A 24,025-nucleotide genomic window follows, 5' to 3' on the forward strand; every position below is an offset into this window, starting at 1 on the left:
CGGACGCGCCCGCCTGGCGAACCTGCTGAATGCGCCTTATCTGAACTTGTAGTAACGCTGGTTCAGATAGGCCGCAACGTGCGCCTCGTCGTCCGGGAACCAGCCGGTATTGAGCTGCGAATTGCACACGCTGACCTGGGTCGCAAGCTGGGCCAGCGAATTCACCCGCCGGTCCTTGCGCAGATAGATCTGCGAGCCGTCGCCACCCAGCTTGTCCATGTGGCAGTTCTCGCACTGCGCCTCGACCACCAGTTCGCCGCCCTTTGCCGGATCGGCAGCCTGAACGGCCGCAACAGAGACACAACAGGATGCAGCGAGCAGCAGTGCGTTCGGCTTCATGACGGCGTGCCTCCGGGTTCGTCTGGCGATCAGGTGTTCTGCACCACGATGCTGGGGAATTTGGCGCTCATGTCCTTGCCCTTGTCGGCGATCTTCACCGCCACCTTGCGCGCGATGTCGCGATAGATCTCGGCGACACGGCCGTCCGGGTCGGACACCACGGTCGGCTTGCCTGAATCGGCCTGTTCGCGGATCTGCATCGCCAGCGGCAGCGAGCCCAGCACGTCGAGTCCGTAGTCGGCCGCCATGCGCGCACCGCCGCCCTCGCCGAAGATGTGCTCTTCGTGGCCGCACTTCGAACAGGTGTGGATGCTCATGTTTTCCACGATGCCGAGGATGGGGATGCCCACCTTCTCGAACATCTTCAATCCCTTGCGTGCGTCCAGCAGCGCGATGTCCTGCGGCGTCGTGATGATGACCGCACCGGTCACCGGCACCTTCTGCGCCAGCGTGAGCTGGATGTCGCCGGTACCCGGCGGCATGTCGATCACCAGGTAATCGACGTCTTCCCAGCGCGTTTCGGTCAGCAACTGTTCCAGCGCGGAGGTCACCATCGGGCCGCGCCACACCATCGGCGTTTCGACGTCGATCAGGAAGCCGATCGACATCGCCTGGATGCCGTAGGCCATCATGGGAGACAGCGACTTGCCGTCCGGGGACTCCGGACGGCCGGTGATGCCCAGCATCTGCGGCTGCGACGGACCGTAGATGTCGGCGTCGAGCAGACCGACGGTCGCCCCCTCGGCGGCCAGCGCCAGCGCAAGATTCACCGCGGTGGTGCTCTTGCCGACGCCGCCCTTGCCGGACGCCACGGCGATGATGTTCTTCACGCCGGGCAGCAGCTTCACGCCGCGTTGCACCGTGTGCGACACGATCTTCTGCGTCATGCTGACGCTGACGTTGCCGACGCCCGGAATGGCGCGCAGCACGGCGATGGCCATCCGGCGCAGGTGATCCATCTGGCTCTTCGCCGGGTAGCCCAGTTCGATGTCGACCGACACGTCTGTGCCATCGATGCGGATGTTCCGCGCGCTGCGCGTGGCAATCAAATCCTTGCCGGTATTGGGATCGATCAGTTCCTTGAGCGCACTCTGGACCTGGGCTTCGCTGATGGACATATGAACTCCGGACGGCGGCGTGCCCGCCAGGCCGCGTCATGCGGCGCCGCTGCAGGCAATACCTGATTGATTTACTCCAGTTTAACCGATCATCGCGGTCCGTATCCCGGAAGCCCGCGCGCGGGCAGTAGAATTGCGGGCTTTCCTGCTCTGGCCACCCCCTCGCCGACCGCCATGTCCCGCCGCCGCCTGCTCGTCACCAGCGCCCTGCCCTACGCCAATGGCGCCATCCACCTCGGCCACCTGGTCGAATACATCCAGACCGACATCTGGGTGCGCTTCCAGCGCATGCGCGGCCACGAGGTGCATTACGTCGGCGCCGACGACCAGCACGGCACGCCCATCATGCTGCGCGCCGAAAAGGAAGGCATCACGCCGCGCCAGCTGGTCGAGCGCGTGCTGCACGAACATGCGCGCGACTTCTTCGGCGGCCTCGACGTGCAGGCCGCGTGGAAGAAGGGCGCGGGCGATCTGGGCGGTTTCCTGGTCAGTTTCGACAACTACCACCAGACCGATTCCGACGAGAACCGCGCCTTCTGCGAAGACATCTACGGCAAGCTGAAGGTTGGCGACCTGATCGCGCAGCGCTCGGTCGAGCAGTTCTACGACCCGGTGAAGGAAATGTTCCTGCCCGATCGCTTCATCAAGGGCGAGTGCCCGAAGTGCGGCGCGAAGGACCAGTACGGCGACTCGTGCGAAGTGTGCGGTGCCACCTATGCGCCGACCGAACTGAAGAACGCGTATTCGGTGGTGTCCGGTGCCGCGCCCGAGCGGCGCGCCAGCGAACACCATTTCTTCCGCCTGTCGGCACCGCAGTGCGAACAGTTCCTGCGCGATTTCACGCAGGGCTCGAACCGGCTGCAGCCGGAAGCCGCCAACAAGATGAAGGAATGGCTGGGCGAGCCGGGCGACAACCGCCTGTCCGACTGGGACATTTCGCGCGATGCGCCCTACTTCGGCTTCCGCATCCCGGGCACCGACAACAAGTTCTTCTACGTCTGGCTCGACGCGCCGGTCGGCTACTTCGGCAGCTTCCGCAACTACGTGGCGAAGCAGAAGGCGCTGGGCCATGACATCGGCGAAGCGGACTTTCTCGACGCAGCGGGCGCGAAGGCGGCCGGCACCGAGATGATTCACTTCATCGGCAAGGACATCCTGTACTTCCACGCCCTGTTCTGGCCCGCCATGCTCGAACACTCGGGCTACCGCACGCCGACGCAGATCAACGCGCACGGCTTCCTGACGGTGAATGGCGAAAAGATGAGCAAGAGCCGCGGCACCTTCATCACCGCGCAGAGCTATCTCGACCTCGGCCTGAACCCGGAATGGCTGCGCTATTACTACGCCGCCAAACTGAATGGCTCGATGGAAGACATCGACCTGAACCTCGACGACTTCGTCGCGCGGGTGAATTCGGATCTGGTGGGGAAGTACATCAACATCGCGAGCCGCTGCGCGGGCTTCATCACGAAGCGGTTTGCGGGCAAGTTGTCGGCGCCGACCGTGCCATTTCACTGGCACGAGGTGTCGATCCGTGACGCCTACGAATCGCGCGACTATGCGCGCGCGCTGCGCGAGGTCATGGCCTGTGCCGACCAGGCCAACGTGTTCGTCAATGACCATGCACCCTGGGTGCTGGCCAAGCAGGACGGTCAGGACGAGAAGCTGCAGTCCGTCTGCAGCACCGCGCTGGAACTGTTCCGCCAGCTCACCGTGCTGCTCAAGCCGGTGCTGCCGCACCTGGCTGCCGAGGTCGAGCGCTTCCTCAACATCGCGCCGCTCGTCTGGGACGATTTTGGCAGCACGCTGGCCTCCGGCCATACCATCAATGAATACAGGCATCTGATGACCCGCATCGACCCCAAACAGGTCATCGCACTGGTCGACGCCAACAAGGAAACCCTCGTGAGCACGCAAGCCCCCGCACCCGCTGCCGAACCGGTGAAAAAGCCCGAAACGGCGGCCGCCGCATCGGTTGCCACGGCGTCGCACATTTCGATCGACGACTTCTCGAAGGTCGAACTGCGCATCGCGAAAATCGTCGCCGCCGAACATGTCGAGGGCGCGGACAAGCTGCTGCGCCTGCAGCTGGACATCGGCGAAGCCGCGCCGCGTCAGGTGTTCGCCGGCATCAAGTCGGCCTACGACCCGGCGCTGCTGGTCGGGCGGCTGACCGTCATGGTGGCCAATCTCGCGCCGCGCAAGATGAAGTTCGGCATGAGCGAGGGCATGGTGCTGGCGGCGTCCGATGACACCGGTGAAGTGCCGGGTCTGTTCATCCTGTCGCCGGACAGCGGTGCGGCGCCGGGCATGCGCGTCAAATAGGCGTGAACGACAGCGAGATCGAGGCGCTGCACTTCGCCATCCGCGGGCGGGTGCAGGGCGTGGGTTTCCGCTACGCCATGATCAACGAGGCGCGCCGGCTCGGCGTGACCGGCTGGGTGCGCAACCGGCGCGACGGGTCGGTCGAGGCCTTCGCCTGCGGTGTGCCGGCGGCCCTTGATGCATTGGTTGCCTGGGCCGAACGCGGGCCGGCCGGGGCGCGTGTCGATGAATGTCTGATTGCGCCGATTGCTGCCGACAGTGCACTGCACGACTTCTCGCAACGCCCGACCGTCGGCGATCCGCTGTCGAAAACCGACTGAAGACCCGGTTATTTGGTGCACTGCCGCCATGGCAGTGCGTCAAGACATTCCCCACACACAGGTCTAGTCTCTTCAACAGGCGCGCACATGGACGCAACCCACTTCTGTGGAGGAGACAATCATGCTGCCAATGGAGGAAGCGTGTTTTAGCGCCGTGTTGCGCGCCTGCCAGGATCACGCCGACGCATTGCTTGCGCGCGGCGACCCGCCGCGCCCCACCGCGCTGATGGCGCACATCGAGCACGGCTGCATCCGCAGCGCGGCGCTTGCCCACATGGACTTGCTCGACGAGTTCGCCGTGACCCGCTTCGTGCAGGAAACGGTCGCTCACCCCGACATCGATGTGATCGGCCTGAGCTGCCTGATGCGGCTGGCCGAATTCGACGACGATGAACCCGATCAGCCGCCGGTCACGCGCGACGTCGTGGTGATCTATCTGGTGTCGAAGGAGCGCGAAACCTGGGTTGCCAATGACATCGATCTGGAAACCGGCTGCCTGATGCGCGGCGAACTCGACCTGACACGCGGCAGCCACACCTTCCTGGTCGATCCGATGCGGCTGCACTGATCAGCCGGCATCGTCCTCGCGCGACGCGCGGGTGTCCTGGCCCGATGGCAGTTCGGTCGGCACCGGCTTGAGCGCATACGGCTCCACCAGCTTCCAGATGTGCGCCGGCACCATGCTCTTGAGCCGCTGAGGCATTTCCCGCCGCAGGTGGATGACGGTTTCGACTGCCTTCATTTCGACCCGGGCACGCGCGAATTCCAGTCCCTTCGGACCGACACGCGGCATCAGCCAGCCCACGACCGGGCGCAGCCACTGCGGCATCCTGCGCAGCGGCAGACCACCGGCGGCGCGCTCCACGTTGGCGAGGAAGCCCTTGACCGGTCCCTGCCGCTTGCCCGCACTGCCCGGCGCACGCGTCACCACCTCGTCGCCCAGCAGCGCAAGCAGTTCTTCGCCGCGTTCGTTGCGCACCAGCAACCACTGTTCGCCCTCGCCGCCCATGTAGCCGACCGTGATGTCGGCCAGCACATTCGTGTAATCGACACAGGTGCGACAGGTCAGCGGAAAGAAGTCGTTCGGCAGCTGCGACAGCGGCAGCATCAGGAACGGAATCGCGCGCTTCGTGCCGTCGCGATAGCGCAGTTCGACGTGATAGTCGGCGCGGAACTCCAGATAGGTGATGTCGTCGGCCGCAACATCGGTTTCACGCGCCAGCAGTTCGAGGAACTCGTGGAAGCGCTCGGTGGTGGTGTTGTCCGAGCAGGGTGTGCCGATGACATACAGCCTGTCGAAACCCAGTTCGGCTTCGAGTGCGCGCAGCGCATAGACCTGACACGGAATGCCGATCACCGCGAGGCGCCGATAGCCCTGCGCGCGGGCCGGTTCGAGCAGCGCGAGCAGCGGCGCATAGCCCATGCGCATGCCGCGGCACTGCGCCATGCCTTCGGCGCGGGTGACCAGCACCGGCACCGGGCGCCAGCGATCATCCGGGTCAGGCGCCATGGTCAGCACGGCATCGACCGCGCCGGTTTCCAGCAACCGTTCGGCGATGCGAGTGGTGATGCCGGTCCACTGGGCGTCTGCCCTTGCCGGCTTGAGTGACGCACGCAGCATGCGGCGATGCGGCCCGAAATGCATTTCGTCCGGTCGCAGCGGATCACGCGCCCGGCCGTGCACGCGGGTTTCGAGATCGGGGTAGTCCGGCTTGATGAACTGGCAGGCACGCCCGCAACGCTTGTCGTCGCTGCTGCGGGAAATACCGCAATCGGTGCACAGATCGCGATTGGCCGCCGGGCCAACCATCGGTCGCCATACGGCGGGCGACGCAGGCGCGTCGGATGAAGGGGTGGCAGCCGCAAGGGCAGCGTTCAGCTCGGGAGGGCTCGGGCGGTTCATGCGCCCGGAGCGTACCAGAGCCGCGGCGGCTAGAACCCGATCTTCTTCTGCCGTGTCGCGCGGCCGGCGTCCAGATCGGCCGGCAGCAGGTGGTCGCGCCGTTCCAGCGTGGCGTTGCCGAAGGCGGCCATCAGCACCTTGCGCATGTCGCGTGGCGGCACACGGGCCAGACCGTCGATCACATCTTCCGGCGCATCCTCGTCGAAGCCCCAGTGATGGGCGGCGAGAATCTCGCCGTACAGCGTGCGCGCAATCGCACAGGCCTGATCGTGATCCGGGCGCGGCACGGTATAAACATTCATGCGGCTCAGTATGGGTTCGGGAATCGAGCGCTCGTCATTCGCCGTGGACACCCACATGATGTGGCTGGCATCCATGTCGACTTCGATGAATTCGTCCTTGAACTGACGCGCAGTGTCCTGCTCCAGCAGGCCGTACAGCGCACCCATCGGGTCATAGCGCGGGTCGCCACCCGCCTTGTCGACCTCGTCGAGCACCAACAGCGGATTGGCGTAGTCGCCGGACACCAGCGCCTGTGCGACCTTGCCCGGCCGCGCGTGCGACCACTGCGACGAGGTGCCGCTCAGGATCCAGCCAGCGGTCAGCGACGACATCGACACGAACTCGAAGCCTGTACCGAGCACATGGGCGAGTTGCTTTGCGAAATGGGTCTTGCCGATGCCCGGCTCGCCGAGCAGCAGGATGGGCGTGAAATGCATCGGCTCGTTGCCGGCGACCGCCAGCGCAAGGTAGCGTTTGAGGTCGTCCAGCACGGGTGCGAAATTCGGACAGCGGGCGTACAGCGGATCAAGCCCGTCGAACGACGAAGGCTTGACGACATAGCGCACGCCACCCAGTTGTTTCATCTTTTCGTAGTACGCCACCAGCGACTCGTTGCGTGATGTGGCACCCGATTCCATCGCCCGGTCGACCGCGCCAACGCTGTAGATTTCGCGGCATTCGGCCAATGGAATCTGAAACTCAGCCCCTTGCATCTCAGCCCCTCGCATGATTCGTCTCCCGATGTTGCTGCACCCACCTGAAGGTCTAACGTCGCGCGCTCCGGGAAGTTGAGTCAGGTCCGCAGGCGCACGGTTGCTGCGACATCCGATGCATCAACCGTGCCACTACTGCGGTGTCGGAACGATCAGCCGGGCGAGCGCGGCGAAGCGACTCGGTTGACCGAGTATCAGTTTCGCCAGTTCGTCCAGCCACTCGGTCCCGTTGTCTTCCGAGGGCGGCTGGTAATCGACGATGCCGAAACGTTCGACATTCTGCAAGGTCAGGCGCAACGTCAGCCGCGTGTAATCGGCGTTCAGTTCGACCCGGCCGCGCACTTCGGGCGCGATATCGAACACCTGGGCGCGCAGGCGGTTCTGTTCGTCGCGCGAGGCCTGTTCCTCAAAGCGCAGGCCGTGTTCGCGCAACGCCACGCGCAGCGCGCTGGCTGCCTGCGGCTCGCGCTCGCAGCGCATCAGGGCCTGGCCGCGCAGCAGCCAGGCCAGCGACACGCGAGCCAGCTGATCCGGCGCCTCCGGACCGCGATTGCGGGTATTGACGTCGGACGCCTGCCAGGCCAGACCGCGCAGCACGCCCAGACCGAGCAGGGGATAGTCACGCGCGATCTGCGGTTTGATCACATTGAGCTGGCCGGCAAGCTGCGTCAGGTAGTCGCGCACCAGCACAAGGCGGGCGGCGAGCGCCTGTTCCGCTTCGGTGCGTACCGCCCGCTCGCCGCGCTGCATCTGCGCATTGTGCGCACGGATGCGCTGTGCCTCGCCGGCAAGATCGGCCAGCAGCGAAGACGCCGCGGAAGCCGGCGCGCCCGGCCCTGCGCCATTCGACGCCGCGCGTCGCGCGGCAGTCGCAGCGGCCTCCGGCTCATCGTGCAGCGTCGGGAAGGCCGGCTCCGGCGCCGCCTGCTCGCGCAGTGGCTTCAGGCGGGTATGGGTGCTGCCGTTGGAGGCCACGCCTATCGATGGCGGAGCGGTACCGCGGGCCGAAAAGGCATCGATGTCGGCCGCCAGTGCTGCCAGCACGTCGTCAACCGGCAGCGCAGGTTTCTGCGACTGACCTCGACGCAGGCTTTCCGGGCCGTCCGCCACCTCCGCCACCTCCGTCACCTCGATCGCCCGCGGCGGCGGTTCAGCCGCCTTCAGCACCGTGGCAGCAGCCGGTTCGAACCGGATCCAGCGCAGCGCGTCGGCCAGCTCGGCTGCAGTCTGGAAGCGGTCGACCGGCGATTTCGCCAGCGCCTTCATCACCAGCAGGTCAAGTTCGGCCGGTACATCCGGGTCGATCGCGCTGGGCGTGGGCGTGGGAACGTGGGCGATGTTCTCCAGCACGCTGGCCAGGGTACCGGTGAGCGGCGAGCCGAAAGGCGGCCGGCCGGCCAGCATTTCGAACAGCAGCGCACCGAGCGAAAACACGTCGGAACGCGCATCCGGGGCCAGCCCCTGAACCTGTTCGGGCGAAAGATACTGCGGCATCGCCGGCAGGGCATCCGGGGCCGGGGCGGGCAATGCAAAGTCGGTCACCGACACATGGCCGGCACCGTCGACCAGCAGGTTGGACGCCTTCAGGCCGCCATGCGTGACACCGTTGGCGTGGGCGTGCGCCAGCGCGTCGGCAGTCTGCAGGCCGATGCTGCACACCCATTCAAAGGAGAGGCGCGGCAGCGCATCGAGCAGTTGCCGCAGCGAACGCGCATCCACGCGGTCCATGGCAACCCAGGGGATGCCGTCATCGGCACTGACCCCTTGTTCGATGATGCGCACGATGCAGGGATGATGCAGCTGCGACGCATGCAGCAGCCGGTCGCCGAGCGCCCGGATGTAAGCCGGCACGTCATCGGCGAGATCGGTACGGAAGATTTTCAGCGCGACCAGACGGCCGCTGCCCGCTTCGGTCGCCTCGAATACGGCGCCGCGTTCGCCGCGGCCGATTTCCCGCCCCAGCGCATAGCGCCCCACCTTGCGCGGCGCATCAGTCATGCGCAACGCCCCGTGCGTTCGGAGGTGGAGGATGCAGCCGTCGGCGGAGAACGTTAAAAAAGGTATCGCAAAGCATGTCTGCGATATTACCCAAGCTGCTGCCGCTGCACACCCTTGCGCAGCAGCCCGGGCGGGCTTTACGACAATTTATTCCTGCGAACGATAGATATCGCGCAGGAACGCGTCGGGATCGGACACGGCAGTGTGCGAGCGCGCGACCGATGGGCGGCGGCTGGCAAGCGCGGCTTCGGGCTGCGGCAGCCAGCCTGCGTCGAGCACTTCGTCGCCATAGTCCTGATGGCGGCCAAGCGACTTTCCGGTCATGAAATCAAACAGGTCCATGTCTCTCTTCCTGAACACACCTTCCACTGCCATCGGCCCGTGCCCCGGCGACTTGAGGGTTCCGATCGCCGTTGGCACACATGTTTGCGGCTTCAGTCCGCCGTCTCGTTGAACTACGCTGAAGAGGTCTGACCTCCTCCCCACCGGTGCATCTCGCTGCCATGTTCCGTTGCTGCATCCTGCTTGCTTCGCTGAGCACACTTTTCTGTACGCAACCTGCCGCCTCCGCGGATGCGGCCAGCAGCGCAAACCAGCGCCTCATCGACGCAGCGCTCGCGCGCTGGTCGGGCGGTCCGCAGGCAGGCTGGCTGTCGCGCATCCTGCCGCCGACCATGACCGCTGCTGCCTTGCCCGAAGCCGATTCACCCGCCGCGACCCTGATGGCGCGCTACTGCGTTCAGTGCCACCACCTGCCGAGCCCGGCGATGCACCACCCCGACAAGTGGCCGAAAATCGTCGACCGGATGGTGGTGCGCATGCGGGGCAGCGGGAACCGCGGCGCGCTGATGAAGGACATGATGGGCGGCGCAGCCGCGCCGGACGAGGAAGAAGTACACATGCTCATCGGCTACCTGAGACGTAATGCACAGAAGCCGATTGATGTGGCGCGCTATCCGGACCTGGACACGCGCGGGCGCAGCTTCCGCGACGCCTGCGACCAATGCCATGTACTGCCGGAACCGTCGAGCCGGCCCGCCCGGGAATGGCGTCGAGTGGTGCAGCGCATGGAGGACAACATGTCCTGGATGAACCGGATCGTGGGGTCAGCGCCGCAGCGAGGGGAACCCCAACTGCGGCGGCAGGACATCCTGGGCTATCTGGAAAGCAAGGCCGGGCGCTGACGCGGCACCCGACAGTCGCTCAGACGACGCCTGCTCCGTGTGACTGGCTGCGCGCGCTGCGGCAGGCGACCGGCACCCAGTCGAGCACGCACTGGGCCACTTTGCGCCAGTCGGCTTCCAGCATCATGCCGTGCCCCATGCCGGGAAAGATGCGCGCCTCGACATCGAGAGCGCGGGCGGTCATTTCGGTCAGCGAGGGCGGAATGATGGGGTCGCACTCGGCGCCGAGCACCAGCAGCGGCGCGCGCCGCATGCGTGACGGCTGCGGCAGGTCGAACAGTGTCATGTCCCAGATCACGCGCGCCGATTCCGGCTGCACGCGACGCGCCATCTGCTGCAGGCGCTCCATCGACACCGGCTGGGCGAACAGGGCTTCGCGCAGCACCTCGGGCGACGTACCGCCGCCGGTCAACAGGTTGTTCAGTTCGGACATCAGGTCGGGCTTGCGCAGCGCCAGACCGACCGCCGATGCCCACAGGCCCTGCGGCGGCACCGACGCCATCAGCACGGCGCCGGACACCTGTCTCACTTCCATACACTTCTGTACCACCATGCCGCCCATCGAATGACCGATCAGGATGGGGGGCACTTCCGAGGCGTCGATGAGTTCGAGCACGTCGCGCACGTAATCGTCGAGGCTCAGCAGATCGAGAAACTCGCGCCCCGGACTGCCACCATGGCCGGACAGCGACACGGCGGTCGCCTCGAAGCCGGCGTCGGCAAAGTAGGGCAGGAAATGTTCGTCCCAGCACCACGCTGCCGTGTAGGCGCCGTGGACGAACAGCAGGGGTGTTGCGTGGGTCGCCGCAGCCGGTCTTCGCGTGATGACTTCCAGCGGACCTTGGCGCTTGATCATGTTTCAGTGCTCCGATGGTTTCGAGACACTTTAACTGCAAGCAGGTATCGGGCCCGGACACGCATCATCGAAAGCATCACACCGAAGGTCACAAAGCGTCCGCACGTTCCGGCTCCGCAGCGACCTCGTCGTTGTCTGCCGAGATACCCGGATCGGCAACCGAAATGAGCGCCCAATGCGAGTCGCGGAACCATTTTTCAAGGGCTTCCACGGGAATCGGCTTGCTGATCAGGTAGCCCTGGGCCAGATCGCAGCCGAGTTCGCGCAGCCGCTCCAGCACTGCGTCGGTCTCGACGCCCTCGGCCGTCACTTTCAAACCCATGTTGTGGGCCAGTTCGATTGTCGAACGTACGATGATTTCGTCGTTCGGATTTTCGACCAGATTCATCACGAAGCTGCGGTCGATCTTCATTTCGCTCACCGGCATCTGCTTGAGGTAGGACAGCGAGGAATAGCCGGTACCGTAATCGTCGATCGACAGCATACAGCCGGTGTCGCGCAGCGCCTGCAGATTGGCCAGTGCGCGCAGCGGATCGTCGAGCACCGCACTTTCGGTGATTTCCAGCGTGATCAGACGCGATTCGCAGCCATGGCGCTGCAGCATTTCGATGAAGCTGGCCGGCAGGTCGGGGTTGAGCAGGTCGCGCGCCGATATGTTCAGCGACACATTCACCTCGATGCCGGCCCGCAGCCACAGGCCGCACTGGCGGATCGCAGCATTCATGACCCACAGCGTGATCGCCTTGATGTAGCCGGTCTGCTCGGCGAACGGGATGAAATCGAACGGCGGAATGAAGCCGCGCGTCGGATGGATCCAGCGTACCAGGGCTTCGACGTGATGCTGGCGGCCCGGCGCCAGCGCAACCTTGGGCTGGTAGTACAGCACCAGTTCATCGTGCTCGACGGCCGCCCGGAGTTCGGTCAGCAACGACAGCCGCTCGACGTTGCGTTCGTGGTGGCGCGGGTCGTAGATGGCCGCGCCGCTGTTGTGACGCTTGGCCTGATACATGGCGACGTCGGCGTGGCGCATCAGCGCCTGCACGTCGTCACCGTGCTCCGGAAACGAAGAAATGCCCATGCTGGCGCTGACGTCGACCATCTGCCCTTCAAGGCTCATCGGCTGGTCGAGCGCTTCGGCAATGCGCATCGCCACGCCGTAGGCCTTCTGCGCATCGGCGCCCGGCAGCAGCACGGCGAATTCGTCGCCGCCCAGGCGCGCCACCTGATCGCGCACATCGCGCAGCGTGTCGCGCAGCCGCTTGCCGATCTCGACCAGCAGCAGGTCGCCCAGACCGTGGCCCAGTGCATCGTTCACCATCTTGAAGCGGTCCATGTCGAGCGTCAGCACTGCCAGCGCGCCGTCGCGCGTCTTCGCGTCCCGCACACCATCGGTCAGCCGCTCGACGAAGTAGGCGCGGTTCGGCAGGCCGGTCAGCGTATCGCGGTAGGCCAGTTCGGAAATGCGCGCCTCGCGCGTCGATATGGCTTCGGTCATGTGCGAGAAGGCATCGGCCAGCTGGCCGATCTCGTCACGCCGGTCCATCACCGGCGGCACACCGTACTCGCCCTTGCCGACGCGGCGCGCGAACTGCGCCAGCCGGGCCACCGGCGAGGCAATCGATCTCCCGAGCAGTGCGCTGGCCACCAGCGCAACCAGCATGCCGGCAAGCGACAGCTGCAGCCAGTTGTCGTACAGGCGCTGCCACGGTTCAAGCGCGCGATCGAGCGACAGCTGCAGCACGACCGTGATGTGCTGCTGTGTACCCGCTTCGATGATCTTGGGCCGGCTTGCGTAGTCCGTGCCGGCGAGCGACAGCATTTCAGGCAGCGCCCCGCGCTGGCTGCGGAAGGCCGCCAGCAGCCCCGGCTGCAGCGTATCAGCGAGCGAGCTGGCTGCCAGCACCCAATCATCGCCTTCGACCCGGCTCAGGAAGCTCAGGTCGAGGCCGGACACCCGCTTGAGGTCCTGCACGAACGGTTGATCGACGATGAATGCGGTCACGACATAGGCGACCGGCAGCGGCGCGAGTACCGGCACCACCACGACCTGGTAAAGCGTGCCGTCGATGATGACCAGACCGCTGCCCGATCCGCCGTTGCGTGCGTTCTCGATCAGGCCGTTGAGCTGTGGCGCGACGCCCTGCGCCGCGTCCGGGTAGACCGCGGTGACGCTTTCGTCGAGGCCGAGCAGCATCATCAGGCTGGCTTCGATGCGCTCGCCGTGATTGCCAAGCGCCGACACGATGGTTTCGTTGTCGCGGCTGGTCAGCGCCTCACGGAAGCCGTAATCGGCGGCCAGCACGCGGGCGGCCTGGGTCAGCTGGCTGGCGCGCTGCTCGAGCAGGCGGGACAGGACCCGATCAGCCGTCTGCAGTTCGGCACGCACATCGTCGAGCGCGCTGGCGCGACCCAGCTGGCCGAACATCAGCAGACCGCCCACCTGCACCACCAGCAGCAGCAGCGCGCAACAGGCGGCAATGCGCCATTTGAGACTGTTCATTCGCATTTCGTCAGGGCTTCAGATCGACCGTCACCGGCTCGGTCATGTCGGCACTGACCCTGATCGGACGCAACGGAAGCTCCGGCATGCCGAGCCGTCGCGGATGCCAGGCCTGCAGCAGATAGTCACCGGGCGGCAGGTCGGCGAGCGTTGCCGTGCCGTCGTCACCCGACACCGCAAACCACGGCGTGTCGGTCACCATGATGTAGGCCACCATCTTGTCGTGAATGTTGCAGCCGAGCACGACAACGCCCGGCTTGTCGAACACCACCGGCCTGGCCGGTGTGCCGGCGTACAGCTTCAGTTCGAATACCTTGGACGCCGAAAAGGAATACACATGGTGGCGCACCGTATCGTTGTTCGGAAAATCAACTGCGGCGCCGGTCTGCACCACGCTGACCAAGGGCACGAAAGTCTTCCTGACCTGTTCGATGCTGGCCGGGCGAGGGGGCGGCAACGCGACCTTGCCCACCGGCAGCAGGGTCACCACGACGCTGTCGAGCGCACGTCCCGAAGCTTCACTGGTCTTGAAGGTGACGGTTGCGGCGTGCGCAGCACCCGTCAGAAGCACTGCGGAAAGGCCTGCCGCGCGCGTCATCCGTCCTGCCATGCAAGCCTGCTTCCGCACTCCCTTGACGCGCACGATCCCGCTATCCACAAACTGTCGATGCTCCAGCTAACGGCAGCAGGACGTCACCCTTTAGGGATGCCACCGCGCATCCGACGTCAGCCCGGGGTGGCGTCAGGGCGCCCGAAACAGACAAACCTGACGCCCCTGCGCGTCGCGATCGCGACCTTTGCATGAAGCGGAAAACGTCCGCTGACCGCTTGTCCGGTGGCTGTGAGCCTCGCGCATCGTGGAGATTGCTGCCTTGTGCGCCCTGCCAACCCTGCCCACAACACCGGTCAAGCGAGGTTTCCGGGTTCAATTTTCTTACGGGCAATTCATGAGTGCGCTAAAGGCCGCAGCGAATCAACCGTAACCCTCCATGGACCATGTCGACGCGCCAGTAAACGTGAGCAACCCGCAGGCGCGAGGCTGTCAGGCCCCGTCATTCAATCAAGGACACCTCCATGCAGACTGCCCCCCGCCTTCCCCTGCTGACGCTTGCCGCGACCGCCTGCCTGCTTGCCGCCTGCGCCGGCACACCCGACATCGAAGGGCCTCCGCGCAAGGAAACCGTGTTTGCGGTGACCCAGTCGCACCATCTGATCAGCTTCAATGCCGGCCAGCCGGGCAAGCTCCTGTCCGATGTCGCCCTGACCGGGCTGGACACCGGCGAACAGCTGCTGGGCATCGACTACCGGGTCGCACGGGGCGTCATGTTTGCGCTCGGCAGCACTGGCCGCATCTTCACGGTCGATGTCGCCCAGGGTCAGCTCAAGCCGGTCAGCAGTGCGAAATTCGCCGCGCCGCTGAATGGTCAGCGCTTCGGGTTCGACTTCAATCCGGCTGCCGACCGCATCCGCATCGTGTCCGACACGCGGCAGAACCTGCGTGCCCACCCCGATACCGGCGCGCTGGTCGACGCCTCACCCGACACCGCCGGCCTGCAGCCTGACGGCACGCTGACCTACGCCGAAGGCGACATCAACGCCGCGGTGGCGCCGAACATCGTCGCCGCCGGCTACACGTACAACCAGGAAGACGAAAAGCTCACGACCAATTTCGCGATCGACGCCGCCACCGGTGCGCTGGTGCGCCAGGGTTCGGTGGAAGGCGTGAAGCCGGTGGTGTCACCGAACACCGGCAAGCTGTTCACCGTCGGCGCGCTCGGCATCGCCGGGCTGGCCGACGCGCACTTCGACATCGCCGACGTCAGCAACGACGCCTACGCCGCGGTCAGCACGGTGCAGGACGCCACGCCGCAGTTCTACCTGATCGACCTGAAAACCGGCGCGGCCACGCGTCTGGGCAAGGTCGGCAAGGGCGAGCCGCTGCGCGGTATCGCCATCGAACCCTGACGGTTGCCTCCCGGGCGGATGCCTCGCCCAGGCAGTGCCGTCAGGCGGCGCTGGCGCGCACCCGCGCCAGCGTGTGCCGGTAGCGCGCCCACACGTAGGCGTCCATCACCATGACGGCGTAGACGAAGAAGCCGCCGGCATGGCGGCCGACGAACGAGTGTTCGGGCGTCGTCATGTGCCAGCTCACGACGCCGAGGCTGAGTGCGAAGAACAGCATGATCCACGCGCGTACCTGCATGCGGTTGAGCACCTGGCCCATGCCGGGCAGCAGCGCCGCCGCCACCAGCACGAACAGCGGATGCGGCGGCCGCTGTGTGTCCGCTGCGTGGGCCGGTGCGGTGTCGGATGTCATGCGGCTTTCTCCAGTTTCGTGATCTTGAGCGACGCGGTGATGCGCAGTGCGGCGTCCAGCAGAGGCTGCAGCAGTTCGGGTTCGATGCGCGTCTCGTCGGGCAGCAGCGCGCGCATCACCAGGTAATGCGCGCGCTGCACGCCGCCGACGCGGAACACGATGCGCACGCCGCGCGGGCTCACCAGCAATTCCTTGAACGACGGCGCGTCGATCAGGTTGCCGGCCGCTTCGCGCAGCGTATTCAGCGGCGGCCGCCAGCCGGCCGGGCTGACCTTGGATATCTGGTGCACCGGCCAGTCGGCCGGCAGATCGATGCGCTCGTCCATGCTGTCCGATGCGGACCAGAACTCGATGTTCTGCGGCCGCATCAGCAGGTCGAAACGGCCCCCCACCGGCAACGGCGTGCGCAGTGTCAGCGACAGCCACAGCGACGGTACCTTGCGGTAGCCGACGTGATCGAGCACGGGCTGCAACTCGAACTGCGCACCGCCGTAGCGGCCGCTCAGGCGCGGATAGTCCGCCCCTGACGCGGCCACATCGACCGCATCGAACAGGCCGGTGCAGTGCTCGAACACCGCTGCGCGCTCGTCGCCGAAACGCCGCTGCACGCGCCGATGCCACCACGCGAAGCCGGCGCCGGCGAGCAGCAGCGCCGCCAGGGTCGCGAACGTCATCAGTAACCCTTCGGACGCGGCCAGGGCATCGTGAATTGCTCGCCGCGCTTCACGTACGGATAGCGACGCACGACGAACCAGATCGACACCAGGATGTAGAAGGCCATGATGGACAGCAGCGACGTGCCGTAGCCCAGATAGGTCGCGAAGTAGGTCGCGCCGCACAACAGGCCGAGCACGATGGCGGGCACCGGATGAAACGGATGCACGTAGCCGCGCTCGATCGACCCGAGCGGCCACAGCCGGCGGAAGCGCACGATGTTGAAGGACATGAAGGTGTAACCCAGCAGGCCCGACAGGATGGAGAAGGTGATCACCTGATCGAGCAGCCCGGTGAAGGCGAAGGACACGGCGATCGGGATCAGGAACAGGATGGCGCGGTAGGGCGTGCGGTAGCGCGGATGCACGGCGCCGAACCAGTGCGGCATGTAGCGGTCGCGCGACATCGAGAACCAGGCACGCGAGGCGTCGTTGATGCAGCCGTTGGCCGAGGCGATCGCCGCGAACATGGTGCCGATGAACAGGACCACCTCCAGCTCGACACTGCCGGTCAGTCGCGCGGCGTCATACAGCGGCGTCGTCGCCTGGCCGAGGTATTCCCACGGAATGAGACCGGTGCAGATGTACCACGTCAGCGAGGCGGCGATCAGCAGCGTCATCATGCCGCCCATGGTGCCGAGCGGAATCGAGCGGCCAGCCGAGCGCACCTCTTCCGCCGCCTGGCAGGTGCCTTCGATGCCGAGGTAGTACCACATGCCGAACTGCAGCGAGGCGAGCACGCCGATCCAGCCGTAGGGCAGATCGGTCAGCAGTTCGCTGTGCCGCAGCACGCTCTCGCCGCCGGCGATGCCGGTGGTGCTGAAGAACAGCACCAGGATGGCGAGCACGGCGAAGGCGGTGATGACGAAATTCACCGTCAGCGTCATGAACACGCCGCGGTAGTTCAGCCACGCGAGGAAGGCGATCGTCAGCACCACGAAGGGCCGCGGATCGAGTTCGGCGCCGTACTGCGCCGCCACCGCCTTCAGCAGGTCGCCGACCACCAGCGCATCGGCTGCCTCCAGCATCGTGTAGGCCATCACCAGATAGAGGCCGACATTGAAGGCCATCAAGGGCCCGATGATGTGCTTCGCCTGCGTGTACTGACCGCCCGCTGCGGCGACGGTCGAGGTCACCTCCGAATCGATCATCGCCACGCAGGTGTAGAGCAGGCCGATCACCCAGCAGGCGATCAGCGCGCCATAGGCGCCCCCCTTCGCCACCGAGAAGTTCCAGCCCATGTACTCGCCGACCAGCACGATGCCCACGCCCAGTGCCCAGACATGCACCGGGCCCAACACTTTCAGGAGCGAAATCTTCTCCTGCTTGCCTGCTGCTGCAGTTGTCGTTGCCATCTTGTTCTCCCGTGATCACGCACGCCGTTGTGCGTGGTTCGAACCACCGGTTACTCGTCGCCTTCGCGCGAACTGAGCAGGAAGTCTTCGCCGTAGGTGCTGCTGACGAAACGTGCATCGACCAGCATCCAGCCGACCAGCACGATCGAAATGCCCCAGGCTGCGTACTCCAGTGCGGTCCAGACATCCATGACTCAATCCTCCTTGCCGGTGCGCGGGCCAAAACGCTCGCTGATGACTTCGCGGTACTCGCGGTCGGACACCTTGAGCACGAAGAAGAAGTAGACGGCGATCACGGCGACCGTGATACCGAGCGACCAGGGTTCGATCTCGTAGCTGAACTTCTTGCTGACGATGGGCTCGGCCTTCTCGGCGTCGAAGCCGAGCTTCTGCCACTGTGCGGCCATGGTGTCGTTCTGCTTCATCGCCTCCCAGGTGGCGACCGGCTTATCTGCCGGCGCGTCGGACTCGGCGGCGGTACCGCCGAGCAGCAACGGCGCGAGCAGGCTCAGATAGACCAGAGCCAGCACGACGAGCGCATCGACGAACTGGCCGAAGCCCTTCTGTACCGGCGGTTTGTAGATGGTGCGGGACATGGATGCGCTCCTCAGCCGATGTCGACGTGAGCCGGGCGCAGTGCGGCCTTGCGGGCACGGGCGCGGTGTTCGTCGAGGTGGTGGATGTCGATGCCGTAGATGTGCGCGCGATCTTCGTCGTAGTGACGGAGCATGGCCACGACGGACGCCGTGTTGAACAGCAGCACGAGCACACCGGCCACGGTCAGCACAAGGCCGACAGGCGAGCCGAAGAAGCCGTGCGGGACGGCAAGGTATACGTAGCCGAGCGCCAGCCAGAGACCGACGAGGGCGAACAGCGCCGTTGCCCGGTCACGCCCGAACATGCGACTGATGCGTTCGTCGAGCGCGGGGTTTGCGGCGTGTTTGCTTTTGCCTTGATCCATCTTGCTCTCCTCCTTTATGGGTGCAATTTTTTGATGGGATGAAATCGTCAGCAGCAGAGTGGGAATGTTGGATGTGCGGTGTCGGGGTCTCCTTCTGAAAGTGTTGTCCGGGGTGGTGCGTTCAGGCCTGCGACTTCGAACAGAGCTGGATCACGGCGACTCCGCTCACGATGAGGGCGATGCCGGCGAGCGCGCCCGCATCGAGGCGCTGACCGAATGCGATCAGGCCGATGATGGAAATGGCGACGATGCCCACGCCCGACCACACGGCGTAGGCGATGCCGATCGGAATGGTCTTGAGCGACAGCGACATCAGCGAAAACGCGATGACGTAGCCGACCACGGTCACGGCCAGGGGCAGCGGACGTGACAGGCTGGCCACCTGCTTCAACGCCAGGGGCTGCCGTCCTTCGATTCGTACGGCACGCGCACAGCCAGAGCGCCACAGGGCAAGGCGCGCCGACGCCGCCTGACTGGCCGTCAGTCCAGGAGGCGCAACGCAGCCATGAGGCGCACTGGCTGCGCGCCCTTCGGGTTGCCCTCGGTCCAGCCGCGCACTGCGTTGCACTCCTTGTCGAGACAGCCAGTCTCGACTGCGTCGTGCGCCTTGTTCGCGGCTGGACCGAGGGCAACGTGCCGCACGAATCGAAGGACGGCAGCCCCTTGTCGCAATGACTTCTGCAACGATGGCGCCCAGCAGGAAGAGCCAGCCGTTCATGGCCGCCGCGCCCGGATCAACACGTACGATCAGAAGCCGTTGTGACCCGGGATCCAGCTGGTACCCGCCAGCGGGATGCGCGCCATGGCAGCGGCTTCCAGCGTCAGCGCGACCAGATCTTCGCGTTCCAGGTGATGCACGTTCTGCTTGCCGCAGGCACGGGCAATCGTGGTCAGCTCCATGTTCATCGTCTGCAGGTAGTTCTTCACGCGACGCGCGCCGACGTCCGGCTGCAGCCGCTGCTCCAGGATGGCGTCCTGCGTAGTCACGCCGACCGGGCACTTGCCGGTGTGGCAGTGGTGGCAGAAACCCGGTGCCGTGCCCAGCGCGTCGTAGGACTCGATCGCCGAATGATGTTCGCCGTTCTGGATGTAGGTTTCGGCATTGCAGCCGAGCGCGATCAGGATGCCCTGGCCGATGGCCACGGCGTCGGCACCCATGGCCAGCGCCTTGGCGACGTCGGGGCCGCTGCGGATGCCACCGGACACGATGAGCTGCACCTTGCCCTTCATGTTCAGGTCTTCCAGCGCATCGACCGCCTGGCGAACCGCCGCCAGCGTCGGAATGCCGACGTGCTCGATGAAGCAGGTCTGCGTGGCGGCGGTACCGCCCTGCATGCCGTCCACCACCACGACGTCGGCGCCCGAATGAACGGCCAGCTTCACGTCGTTGAAGGTGCGGGTCGCGCCGACCTTCACATAGATCGGCTTTTCCCAGTCGGTCAGTTCGCGCAGTTCCTGGATCTTGATCGCCAGATCGTCCGGGCCGGTCCAGTCGGGATGGCGACAGGCCGAGCGCTGGTCGACGCCCTGCGGCAGCGTGCGCATCTTCGCCACGCGCGGATTCACCTTCTGACCGAGTAGCATGCCGCCGCCGCCCGGCTTGGCGCCCTGGCCGATCACCACTTCGATGGCGTCGGCGCGGCGCACGTCGTCCGGATTGAAGCCGTAACGCGACGGCAGGCACTGATACACCAGCGTCTTCGACGAGCCGCGCTCTTCCTGCGTCATGCCGCCGTCACCGGTGGTGGTCGAGGTGCCCATTTCGGTCGCGGCGCGGCCGAGCGCTTCCTTCACGTTGGCGGACAGCGCGCCGAAGCTCATGCCGGCGATGGTGATCGGAATGTCGAGTTCGATCGGCTTCTTGGCGAAGCGCGTGCCGAGCACCGTCTTGGTGACGCACTTTTCGCGATAGCCTTCGAGCGGGTAGCGCGAGAGCGATCCGGCCAGAAAGACCAGATCGTCGAAATGCGGCAGCTTGCGCTTGGCGCCCAGACCGCGGATTTCATACAGGCCATGTGCGGCCGCATTCTGGATGTAGTCGATGACAGTGCGGTCGAAACCGGCCGACTGTTCGAGCGACGGGCGTTTGAACGTAACGGGCTTGGTGTCCATGCTGAGTCCTTTGGTGCTGAGTCCTTCGGGTTTCCGGTACGCCCGGCTCAATATTCCTGGTCGGCGTCGGCGTTCCAGTGGTACAGGGAACGTGCCGAGGCGATGCGCCTGAATGACTTCGGATCGTGGTCGAGACCGGCTTTCGACAGCAGTTCGGCCAGCGCGCTGTAATCGGCGTCGGTCATGTCCTCGAACTGCGCATCGGCGCCGAGCGATTTCACGGTGCCGCGGATGTAGATGACCGCCTCGTACAAGGAGTCGCCGAGCGCGTCGCCGGCATTGCCGCAGATGACCATGCGGCCGGCCTGTGCCATGAAGCCGGAAAAGCTGCCCACGCTGCCGCCGACGACGATGTCGCCGCCCTTGAGCGAAATGCCGCAGCGCAGGCCGGCGTCGCCGTCGATCACCAGCAGGCCGCCGTGTGCGGTCGCGCCGGCGCCATTCGACGCAAAGCCCTTCACATGCACGGTGCCGCTCATCATGTTCTCGGCCACACCGGTGCCGGCGCTGCCGTGGATCACCACGGTGGCGTGCTTGTTCATGCCGGCCGCGTAGTAGCCGGCGTGGCCGTGCACCTCGACCGTGACCGGGTGATTCAGACCGACCGCGATGTTGTGCGCACCGTCCGGATTCAGCACCGACACGTGGCGACGGTCACCGTCGGCCAGGTCGCGATGCAGGAAGCGGTTCATGTCGCTCAGCGACGAACTCGCCAGATCGAAGTTCAGGCTTTCCATACGTACATCTCCTCGGGCGCGGGTTCGAACACGTGGGCGTGCTTGACGCCGGGCAGGTGTGCCAGCGAGCGGAATTCCGACGCGATGGCAACGTAGTCGTCGGTTTCGGCGACCACCGCAGGCTTGCAGGCGAACGGGTCGCGGATCAGCGCGAGCTTGTCCGGCGTCCCCATCAGGAAGGTGTAGAAACCGTCCATCTCGTCGAAGCCGCGCTGCAGCGCCGCCTCCAGCTCGTCGCCTTCGCGCAGCCGCCATTCGAGAAAGCGGCAGGCCGCTTCGGTGTCGTTGTCGGTGTCGAAGTGGATGCCGTGCGGCTGCAGCTTGCGGCGGATGTCATTCGGGTTCGACAGCGAACCGTTGTGCACCAGGCAGAAATCCTCGCCGGCGGTGAACGGGTGGGCGCGGTCCGGCGTCACCGCCGATTCGGTCGCCATCCGGGTGTGGCCGACCAGGTGGGAGCCCTTCATCGACTTGAAGTCGTAGCGCTCGGCCACTTCGGCCGGCGTGCCGACGTCCTTGTACAGGTCGATCGTGCGACCGGTGCTCAGGATGTGCAGCTTCGGATGGTGTTCGCGCAACCAGCGCTTGATCATGTCCGGCGCCACCGCGAACGACAGCACGGCGTGATTGTTCTTCACGTCGATGATCGCCTCGACGTCGAGGTGATCCTTCAGCGCGTGCGTCAGACCATGCCAGTTAAAGTCCGCGCCTTCATCGGTCAGTCCCGAATACAGGCTCAGCTTGCGCGAGCCCTCGGCCAGCGGATCGGCGAACACCGCCAGACCGGCCGAATCCGGCCCGCGTTCGGTCATGCCGATCAACATGGGCACCATCAACTCGCCCAGTCTTTCCTTCAGTGCCGGTGTCTTCACCAGCAAACCCACGATTCCACACATATCGGTTCTCCGGGGATGATCAGAAAAATTCGAGGTAGCTCTGCACTTCCCAATCGGAAACGTGGCGCATGTACTCGACCCACTCCATATGCTTGAGGCGCAGGAACTCGTCGACGACCGGACCCAGTGCAGCCCGGATCATTTCGTCCTTTTCGAGCGCCAGCAGCGCTTCATGCAGGTTCTGCGGCAGTACGCGGATGCCGGCCGCATCAAGCTGCGTCTGGCTGTACTCGTACAGGTTGTCGTTTTGCGGCGCGCCCGGATCGAGCTCGTTGTTCACGCCATCCATGCCGGCGGCGATCACTGCTGCGGTGGCCAGATAGGCGTTGCACGAGGCATCCGGCAGGCGGAGTTCAAGCCGGCCGCCGGGGCTGCGGATCATGCCACTGCGGTTGTTGCCGCCGTAGCAGATGTAGGCCGGTGCCCAGGTGGCGCCGGTCAGCGAGCGGCCGACCACCAGGCGCTTGTATGAATTGACCGTCGGGCAGCACAGCGCGGCCAGCGCCGGTGCGTGCTTGAGCAGGCCGGCCGCCCAGTGGTACGCCAGCTTCGACAGCGCCAGGCCGTGCTTGTCGGACTTGTCCTCGAACAGGTTCTTCCTGCCGCCGGGCGCCGTTTCGCCGATCGACATGTGCATGTGCAGGCCGTTGCCCGGGCGGTTCGAGAACGGCTTGGGCATGAAGGAACAGATCAGTCCCAGGTCGGCGGCGATCTCGGCGGCACCCATCTTGAAGAAGGTGTAGTGGTCGCACGAGGTCAGCGCATCGGTGAAGGTGTAGTTGATTTCGAACTGGCCGTTCGCGTCTTCATGGTCGATCTGATAGACGTCGATGCCGACCTCACGCAGCGATTCGGACAGCCGCTCGAGAAAGACGCGGGCACGCGACAGACCCTTGTAGTCGTAACAGGGCTTGGCCAGCGTGTCGCCGGCGTCGGCCGGCAGGATCTTGCCCTCGACCTTGCGCAGCAGCGAGAACTCCGGCTCCATGCCGGTGTAGAAGGTCCAGCCGCGCGACTTGAACTGTTCGAGCTGCTTCTTCAGCACCACGCGGGCGTCGAATTCGTGCGGCGTGCCGTGCGTGTGACCGTCGCAGGCGATGCGCGCATAGCCCGGCTGCCAGGGCACCAGCGACAGCGTCGACGCATCGCCGACCGCCATGTAGTCGGCGTCGACATTGGGCGTCATGCCCATGCCCCAGATGGCGAACCCGGCGAAGCCGGCGCCATCGCTCACCACGGTGTCGTAATGTTCGACCGGGACCGATTTGGTCTTGGCCGAACCGTGGATGTCGACGAACTGTGCCAGCAGATACCTGACCTTGTTGTCCTTCAGAAACTGCTTTGCTTCGCTCGGTGTCATGTCATTTCTCCCTGTCGCCCGCTGTTGTTCAGTCCC

25 protein-coding genes are annotated in these 24,025 nt (G+C 65.4%); 5 read left to right on the plus strand and 20 right to left on the minus strand.

Annotated elements, in window-relative coordinates; genetic code table 11:
• Positions 1–36 precede the first annotated feature (36 nt).
• Together ACTIFF_RS14110 and apbC are read right to left on the minus strand one after the other, a co-directional pair.
• Positions 37–339 carry a hypothetical protein gene (locus tag ACTIFF_RS14110; RefSeq protein ID WP_439537400.1) on the minus strand — a complete coding sequence of 101 codons (303 nt, stop codon included), beginning with the start codon at positions 337–339 and terminating at the stop codon, positions 37–39.
• Positions 340–368: 29 nt separating this feature from the next.
• Entirely contained in the window at positions 369–1,457 is a 1,089-nt protein-coding gene (apbC, locus tag ACTIFF_RS14115) for an iron-sulfur cluster carrier protein ApbC (RefSeq protein ID WP_439537401.1), read from the minus strand.
• Between the two features lie 174 nt (positions 1,458–1,631).
• Here apbC and metG point away from each other — a divergent pair, with 174 nt between their 5' ends.
• The 3 genes from metG to ACTIFF_RS14130 all read left to right on the plus strand — a co-directional run bounded on the left by metG (position 1,632) and on the right by ACTIFF_RS14130 (position 4,670).
• Positions 1,632–3,782 carry a methionine--tRNA ligase gene (gene metG, locus ACTIFF_RS14120; protein ID WP_439537402.1) on the plus strand — a complete coding sequence of 717 codons (2,151 nt, stop codon included), beginning with the start codon at positions 1,632–1,634 and terminating at the stop codon, positions 3,780–3,782.
• Between the two features lie 2 nt (positions 3,783–3,784).
• Complete coding sequence (locus ACTIFF_RS14125) at positions 3,785–4,102, plus strand: acylphosphatase (RefSeq protein WP_439537403.1); 318 nt, start codon at positions 3,785–3,787, stop codon at positions 4,100–4,102.
• A 121-nt stretch (positions 4,103–4,223) separates the two neighbouring features.
• Positions 4,224–4,670 (plus strand): hypothetical protein, encoded by a 447-nt coding sequence (locus ACTIFF_RS14130; RefSeq protein WP_439537404.1) that lies wholly within the window; start codon positions 4,224–4,226, stop codon positions 4,668–4,670.
• On the opposite strand, the gene ACTIFF_RS14135 is transcribed toward ACTIFF_RS14130, so the two are convergent.
• The 4 genes from ACTIFF_RS14135 to ACTIFF_RS14150 all read right to left on the minus strand — a co-directional run bounded on the left by ACTIFF_RS14135 (position 4,671) and on the right by ACTIFF_RS14150 (position 9,340).
• Positions 4,671–6,005 (minus strand): Coenzyme F420 hydrogenase/dehydrogenase, beta subunit C-terminal domain, encoded by a 1,335-nt coding sequence (locus tag ACTIFF_RS14135; RefSeq protein ID WP_439537405.1) that lies wholly within the window; start codon positions 6,003–6,005, stop codon positions 4,671–4,673. It lies immediately after the preceding gene.
• 29 nt (positions 6,006–6,034) lie between these two features.
• On the minus strand, positions 6,035–7,015 hold the full coding sequence (locus ACTIFF_RS14140) for an AAA family ATPase (protein WP_439537406.1): 981 nt from the start codon (positions 7,013–7,015) through the stop codon (positions 6,035–6,037).
• Between the two features lie 117 nt (positions 7,016–7,132).
• Positions 7,133–8,998 (minus strand): protein kinase domain-containing protein, encoded by a 1,866-nt coding sequence (locus ACTIFF_RS14145; RefSeq protein WP_439537407.1) that lies wholly within the window; start codon positions 8,996–8,998, stop codon positions 7,133–7,135.
• 147 nt (positions 8,999–9,145) lie between these two features.
• Positions 9,146–9,340, minus strand: a complete 195-nt coding sequence (locus tag ACTIFF_RS14150; protein WP_306476148.1) for a hypothetical protein — start codon at positions 9,338–9,340, stop codon at positions 9,146–9,148.
• Positions 9,341–9,486: 146 nt separating this feature from the next.
• On the opposite strand from ACTIFF_RS14150, the gene ACTIFF_RS14155 reads away from it, so the two are divergent.
• A complete protein-coding gene (locus tag ACTIFF_RS14155) occupies positions 9,487–10,182 on the plus strand; it encodes a hypothetical protein (RefSeq protein ID WP_439537408.1) in 696 nt (231 codons plus the stop codon).
• Between the two features lie 19 nt (positions 10,183–10,201).
• On the opposite strand, the gene ACTIFF_RS14160 is transcribed toward ACTIFF_RS14155, so the two are convergent.
• From ACTIFF_RS14160 to ACTIFF_RS14170, 3 genes are all read right to left on the minus strand, one after another.
• A complete protein-coding gene (locus tag ACTIFF_RS14160) occupies positions 10,202–11,038 on the minus strand; it encodes an alpha/beta hydrolase (protein ID WP_439537409.1) in 837 nt (278 codons plus the stop codon).
• An 88-nt stretch (positions 11,039–11,126) separates the two neighbouring features.
• Complete coding sequence (locus ACTIFF_RS14165) at positions 11,127–13,538, minus strand: putative bifunctional diguanylate cyclase/phosphodiesterase (protein WP_439537410.1); 2,412 nt, start codon at positions 13,536–13,538, stop codon at positions 11,127–11,129.
• A 10-nt stretch (positions 13,539–13,548) separates the two neighbouring features.
• Positions 13,549–14,109 (minus strand): methylamine utilization protein, encoded by a 561-nt coding sequence (locus ACTIFF_RS14170; RefSeq protein WP_439537411.1) that lies wholly within the window; start codon positions 14,107–14,109, stop codon positions 13,549–13,551.
• A gap of 503 nt (positions 14,110–14,612) precedes the next feature.
• On the opposite strand from ACTIFF_RS14170, the gene ACTIFF_RS14175 reads away from it, so the two are divergent.
• Complete coding sequence (locus ACTIFF_RS14175) at positions 14,613–15,503, plus strand: DUF4394 domain-containing protein (protein WP_439537412.1); 891 nt, start codon at positions 14,613–14,615, stop codon at positions 15,501–15,503.
• Between the two features lie 40 nt (positions 15,504–15,543).
• Here the strand turns inward: ACTIFF_RS14175 and ACTIFF_RS14180 are convergent, their stop codons facing one another.
• The 11 genes from ACTIFF_RS14180 to glnT form a co-directional block, all read right to left on the minus strand.
• Complete coding sequence (locus ACTIFF_RS14180) at positions 15,544–15,855, minus strand: hypothetical protein (RefSeq protein ID WP_439537413.1); 312 nt, start codon at positions 15,853–15,855, stop codon at positions 15,544–15,546.
• Entirely contained in the window at positions 15,852–16,529 is a 678-nt protein-coding gene (locus ACTIFF_RS14185; RefSeq protein ID WP_439537414.1) for a hypothetical protein, read from the minus strand. Before ACTIFF_RS14185 ends, ACTIFF_RS14180 begins: the two co-directional genes overlap by 4 nt.
• Positions 16,529–17,923 (minus strand): APC family permease, encoded by a 1,395-nt coding sequence (locus ACTIFF_RS14190; RefSeq protein ID WP_439537415.1) that lies wholly within the window; start codon positions 17,921–17,923, stop codon positions 16,529–16,531. Before ACTIFF_RS14190 ends, ACTIFF_RS14185 begins: the two co-directional genes overlap by 1 nt.
• A gap of 50 nt (positions 17,924–17,973) precedes the next feature.
• Positions 17,974–18,114, minus strand: a complete 141-nt coding sequence (locus tag ACTIFF_RS14195; RefSeq protein ID WP_439537416.1) for a hypothetical protein — start codon at positions 18,112–18,114, stop codon at positions 17,974–17,976.
• Between the two features lie 3 nt (positions 18,115–18,117).
• Entirely contained in the window at positions 18,118–18,519 is a 402-nt protein-coding gene (locus tag ACTIFF_RS14200; protein WP_439537417.1) for a hypothetical protein, read from the minus strand.
• A gap of 11 nt (positions 18,520–18,530) precedes the next feature.
• Positions 18,531–18,884 (minus strand): hypothetical protein, encoded by a 354-nt coding sequence (locus ACTIFF_RS14205; RefSeq protein WP_439537418.1) that lies wholly within the window; start codon positions 18,882–18,884, stop codon positions 18,531–18,533.
• A gap of 121 nt (positions 18,885–19,005) precedes the next feature.
• Complete coding sequence (locus tag ACTIFF_RS14210) at positions 19,006–19,332, minus strand: DMT family transporter (protein WP_439537433.1); 327 nt, start codon at positions 19,330–19,332, stop codon at positions 19,006–19,008.
• Positions 19,333–19,631: 299 nt separating this feature from the next.
• Positions 19,632–20,996: an FMN-binding glutamate synthase family protein gene (locus ACTIFF_RS14215; RefSeq protein WP_439537419.1), complete on the minus strand. Its 1,365-nt coding sequence runs from the start codon at positions 20,994–20,996 to the stop codon at positions 19,632–19,634.
• A gap of 47 nt (positions 20,997–21,043) precedes the next feature.
• Complete coding sequence (locus ACTIFF_RS14220) at positions 21,044–21,733, minus strand: protein glxC (protein ID WP_439537420.1); 690 nt, start codon at positions 21,731–21,733, stop codon at positions 21,044–21,046.
• Positions 21,721–22,629 (minus strand): class II glutamine amidotransferase, encoded by a 909-nt coding sequence (locus ACTIFF_RS14225; protein WP_439537421.1) that lies wholly within the window; start codon positions 22,627–22,629, stop codon positions 21,721–21,723. The genes ACTIFF_RS14220 and ACTIFF_RS14225 overlap by 13 nt, the downstream gene beginning before the upstream one ends.
• Positions 22,630–22,648: 19 nt before the next feature.
• Positions 22,649–23,989: a type III glutamate--ammonia ligase gene (glnT, locus tag ACTIFF_RS14230; RefSeq protein WP_439537422.1), complete on the minus strand. Its 1,341-nt coding sequence runs from the start codon at positions 23,987–23,989 to the stop codon at positions 22,649–22,651.
• Positions 23,990–24,025 lie beyond the last annotated feature (36 nt).

Origin of the sequence: Methyloversatilis sp., assembly GCF_051861465.1 — a bacterium.
Classification (GTDB): Bacteria; Pseudomonadota; Gammaproteobacteria; order Burkholderiales; family Rhodocyclaceae; genus Methyloversatilis.

Coding starts and splice junctions, on each gene's coding strand:
- ACTIFF_RS14150 (WP_306476148.1), bottom strand. CDS start 9,340: ATGGACCTGTTTGATTTCATGACCGGAAAGTCGCTTGGCCGCCATCAG.
- ACTIFF_RS14175 (WP_439537412.1), top strand. CDS start 14,613: ATGCAGACTGCCCCCCGCCTTCCCCTGCTGACGCTTGCCGCGACCGCC.
- ACTIFF_RS14190 (WP_439537415.1), bottom strand. CDS start 17,923: ATGGCAACGACAACTGCAGCAGCAGGCAAGCAGGAGAAGATTTCGCTC.
- apbC (WP_439537401.1), bottom strand. CDS start 1,457: ATGTCCATCAGCGAAGCCCAGGTCCAGAGTGCGCTCAAGGAACTGATC.
- ACTIFF_RS14215 (WP_439537419.1), bottom strand. CDS start 20,996: ATGGACACCAAGCCCGTTACGTTCAAACGCCCGTCGCTCGAACAGTCG.
- ACTIFF_RS14185 (WP_439537414.1), bottom strand. CDS start 16,529: ATGACGTTCGCGACCCTGGCGGCGCTGCTGCTCGCCGGCGCCGGCTTC.
- ACTIFF_RS14165 (WP_439537410.1), bottom strand. CDS start 13,538: ATGAACAGTCTCAAATGGCGCATTGCCGCCTGTTGCGCGCTGCTGCTG.
- ACTIFF_RS14145 (WP_439537407.1), bottom strand. CDS start 8,998: ATGACTGATGCGCCGCGCAAGGTGGGGCGCTATGCGCTGGGGCGGGAA.
- ACTIFF_RS14180 (WP_439537413.1), bottom strand. CDS start 15,855: ATGACATCCGACACCGCACCGGCCCACGCAGCGGACACACAGCGGCCG.
- ACTIFF_RS14200 (WP_439537417.1), bottom strand. CDS start 18,519: ATGTCCCGCACCATCTACAAACCGCCGGTACAGAAGGGCTTCGGCCAG.
- ACTIFF_RS14160 (WP_439537409.1), bottom strand. CDS start 11,038: ATGATCAAGCGCCAAGGTCCGCTGGAAGTCATCACGCGAAGACCGGCT.
- ACTIFF_RS14135 (WP_439537405.1), bottom strand. CDS start 6,005: ATGAACCGCCCGAGCCCTCCCGAGCTGAACGCTGCCCTTGCGGCTGCC.
- ACTIFF_RS14140 (WP_439537406.1), bottom strand. CDS start 7,015: ATGCGAGGGGCTGAGATGCAAGGGGCTGAGTTTCAGATTCCATTGGCC.
- ACTIFF_RS14110 (WP_439537400.1), bottom strand. CDS start 339: ATGAAGCCGAACGCACTGCTGCTCGCTGCATCCTGTTGTGTCTCTGTT.
- ACTIFF_RS14205 (WP_439537418.1), bottom strand. CDS start 18,884: ATGGATCAAGGCAAAAGCAAACACGCCGCAAACCCCGCGCTCGACGAA.
- ACTIFF_RS14130 (WP_439537404.1), top strand. CDS start 4,224: ATGCTGCCAATGGAGGAAGCGTGTTTTAGCGCCGTGTTGCGCGCCTGC.
- ACTIFF_RS14195 (WP_439537416.1), bottom strand. CDS start 18,114: ATGGATGTCTGGACCGCACTGGAGTACGCAGCCTGGGGCATTTCGATC.
- ACTIFF_RS14225 (WP_439537421.1), bottom strand. CDS start 22,629: ATGTGTGGAATCGTGGGTTTGCTGGTGAAGACACCGGCACTGAAGGAA.
- metG (WP_439537402.1), top strand. CDS start 1,632: ATGTCCCGCCGCCGCCTGCTCGTCACCAGCGCCCTGCCCTACGCCAAT.
- glnT (WP_439537422.1), bottom strand. CDS start 23,989: ATGACACCGAGCGAAGCAAAGCAGTTTCTGAAGGACAACAAGGTCAGG.
- ACTIFF_RS14220 (WP_439537420.1), bottom strand. CDS start 21,733: ATGGAAAGCCTGAACTTCGATCTGGCGAGTTCGTCGCTGAGCGACATG.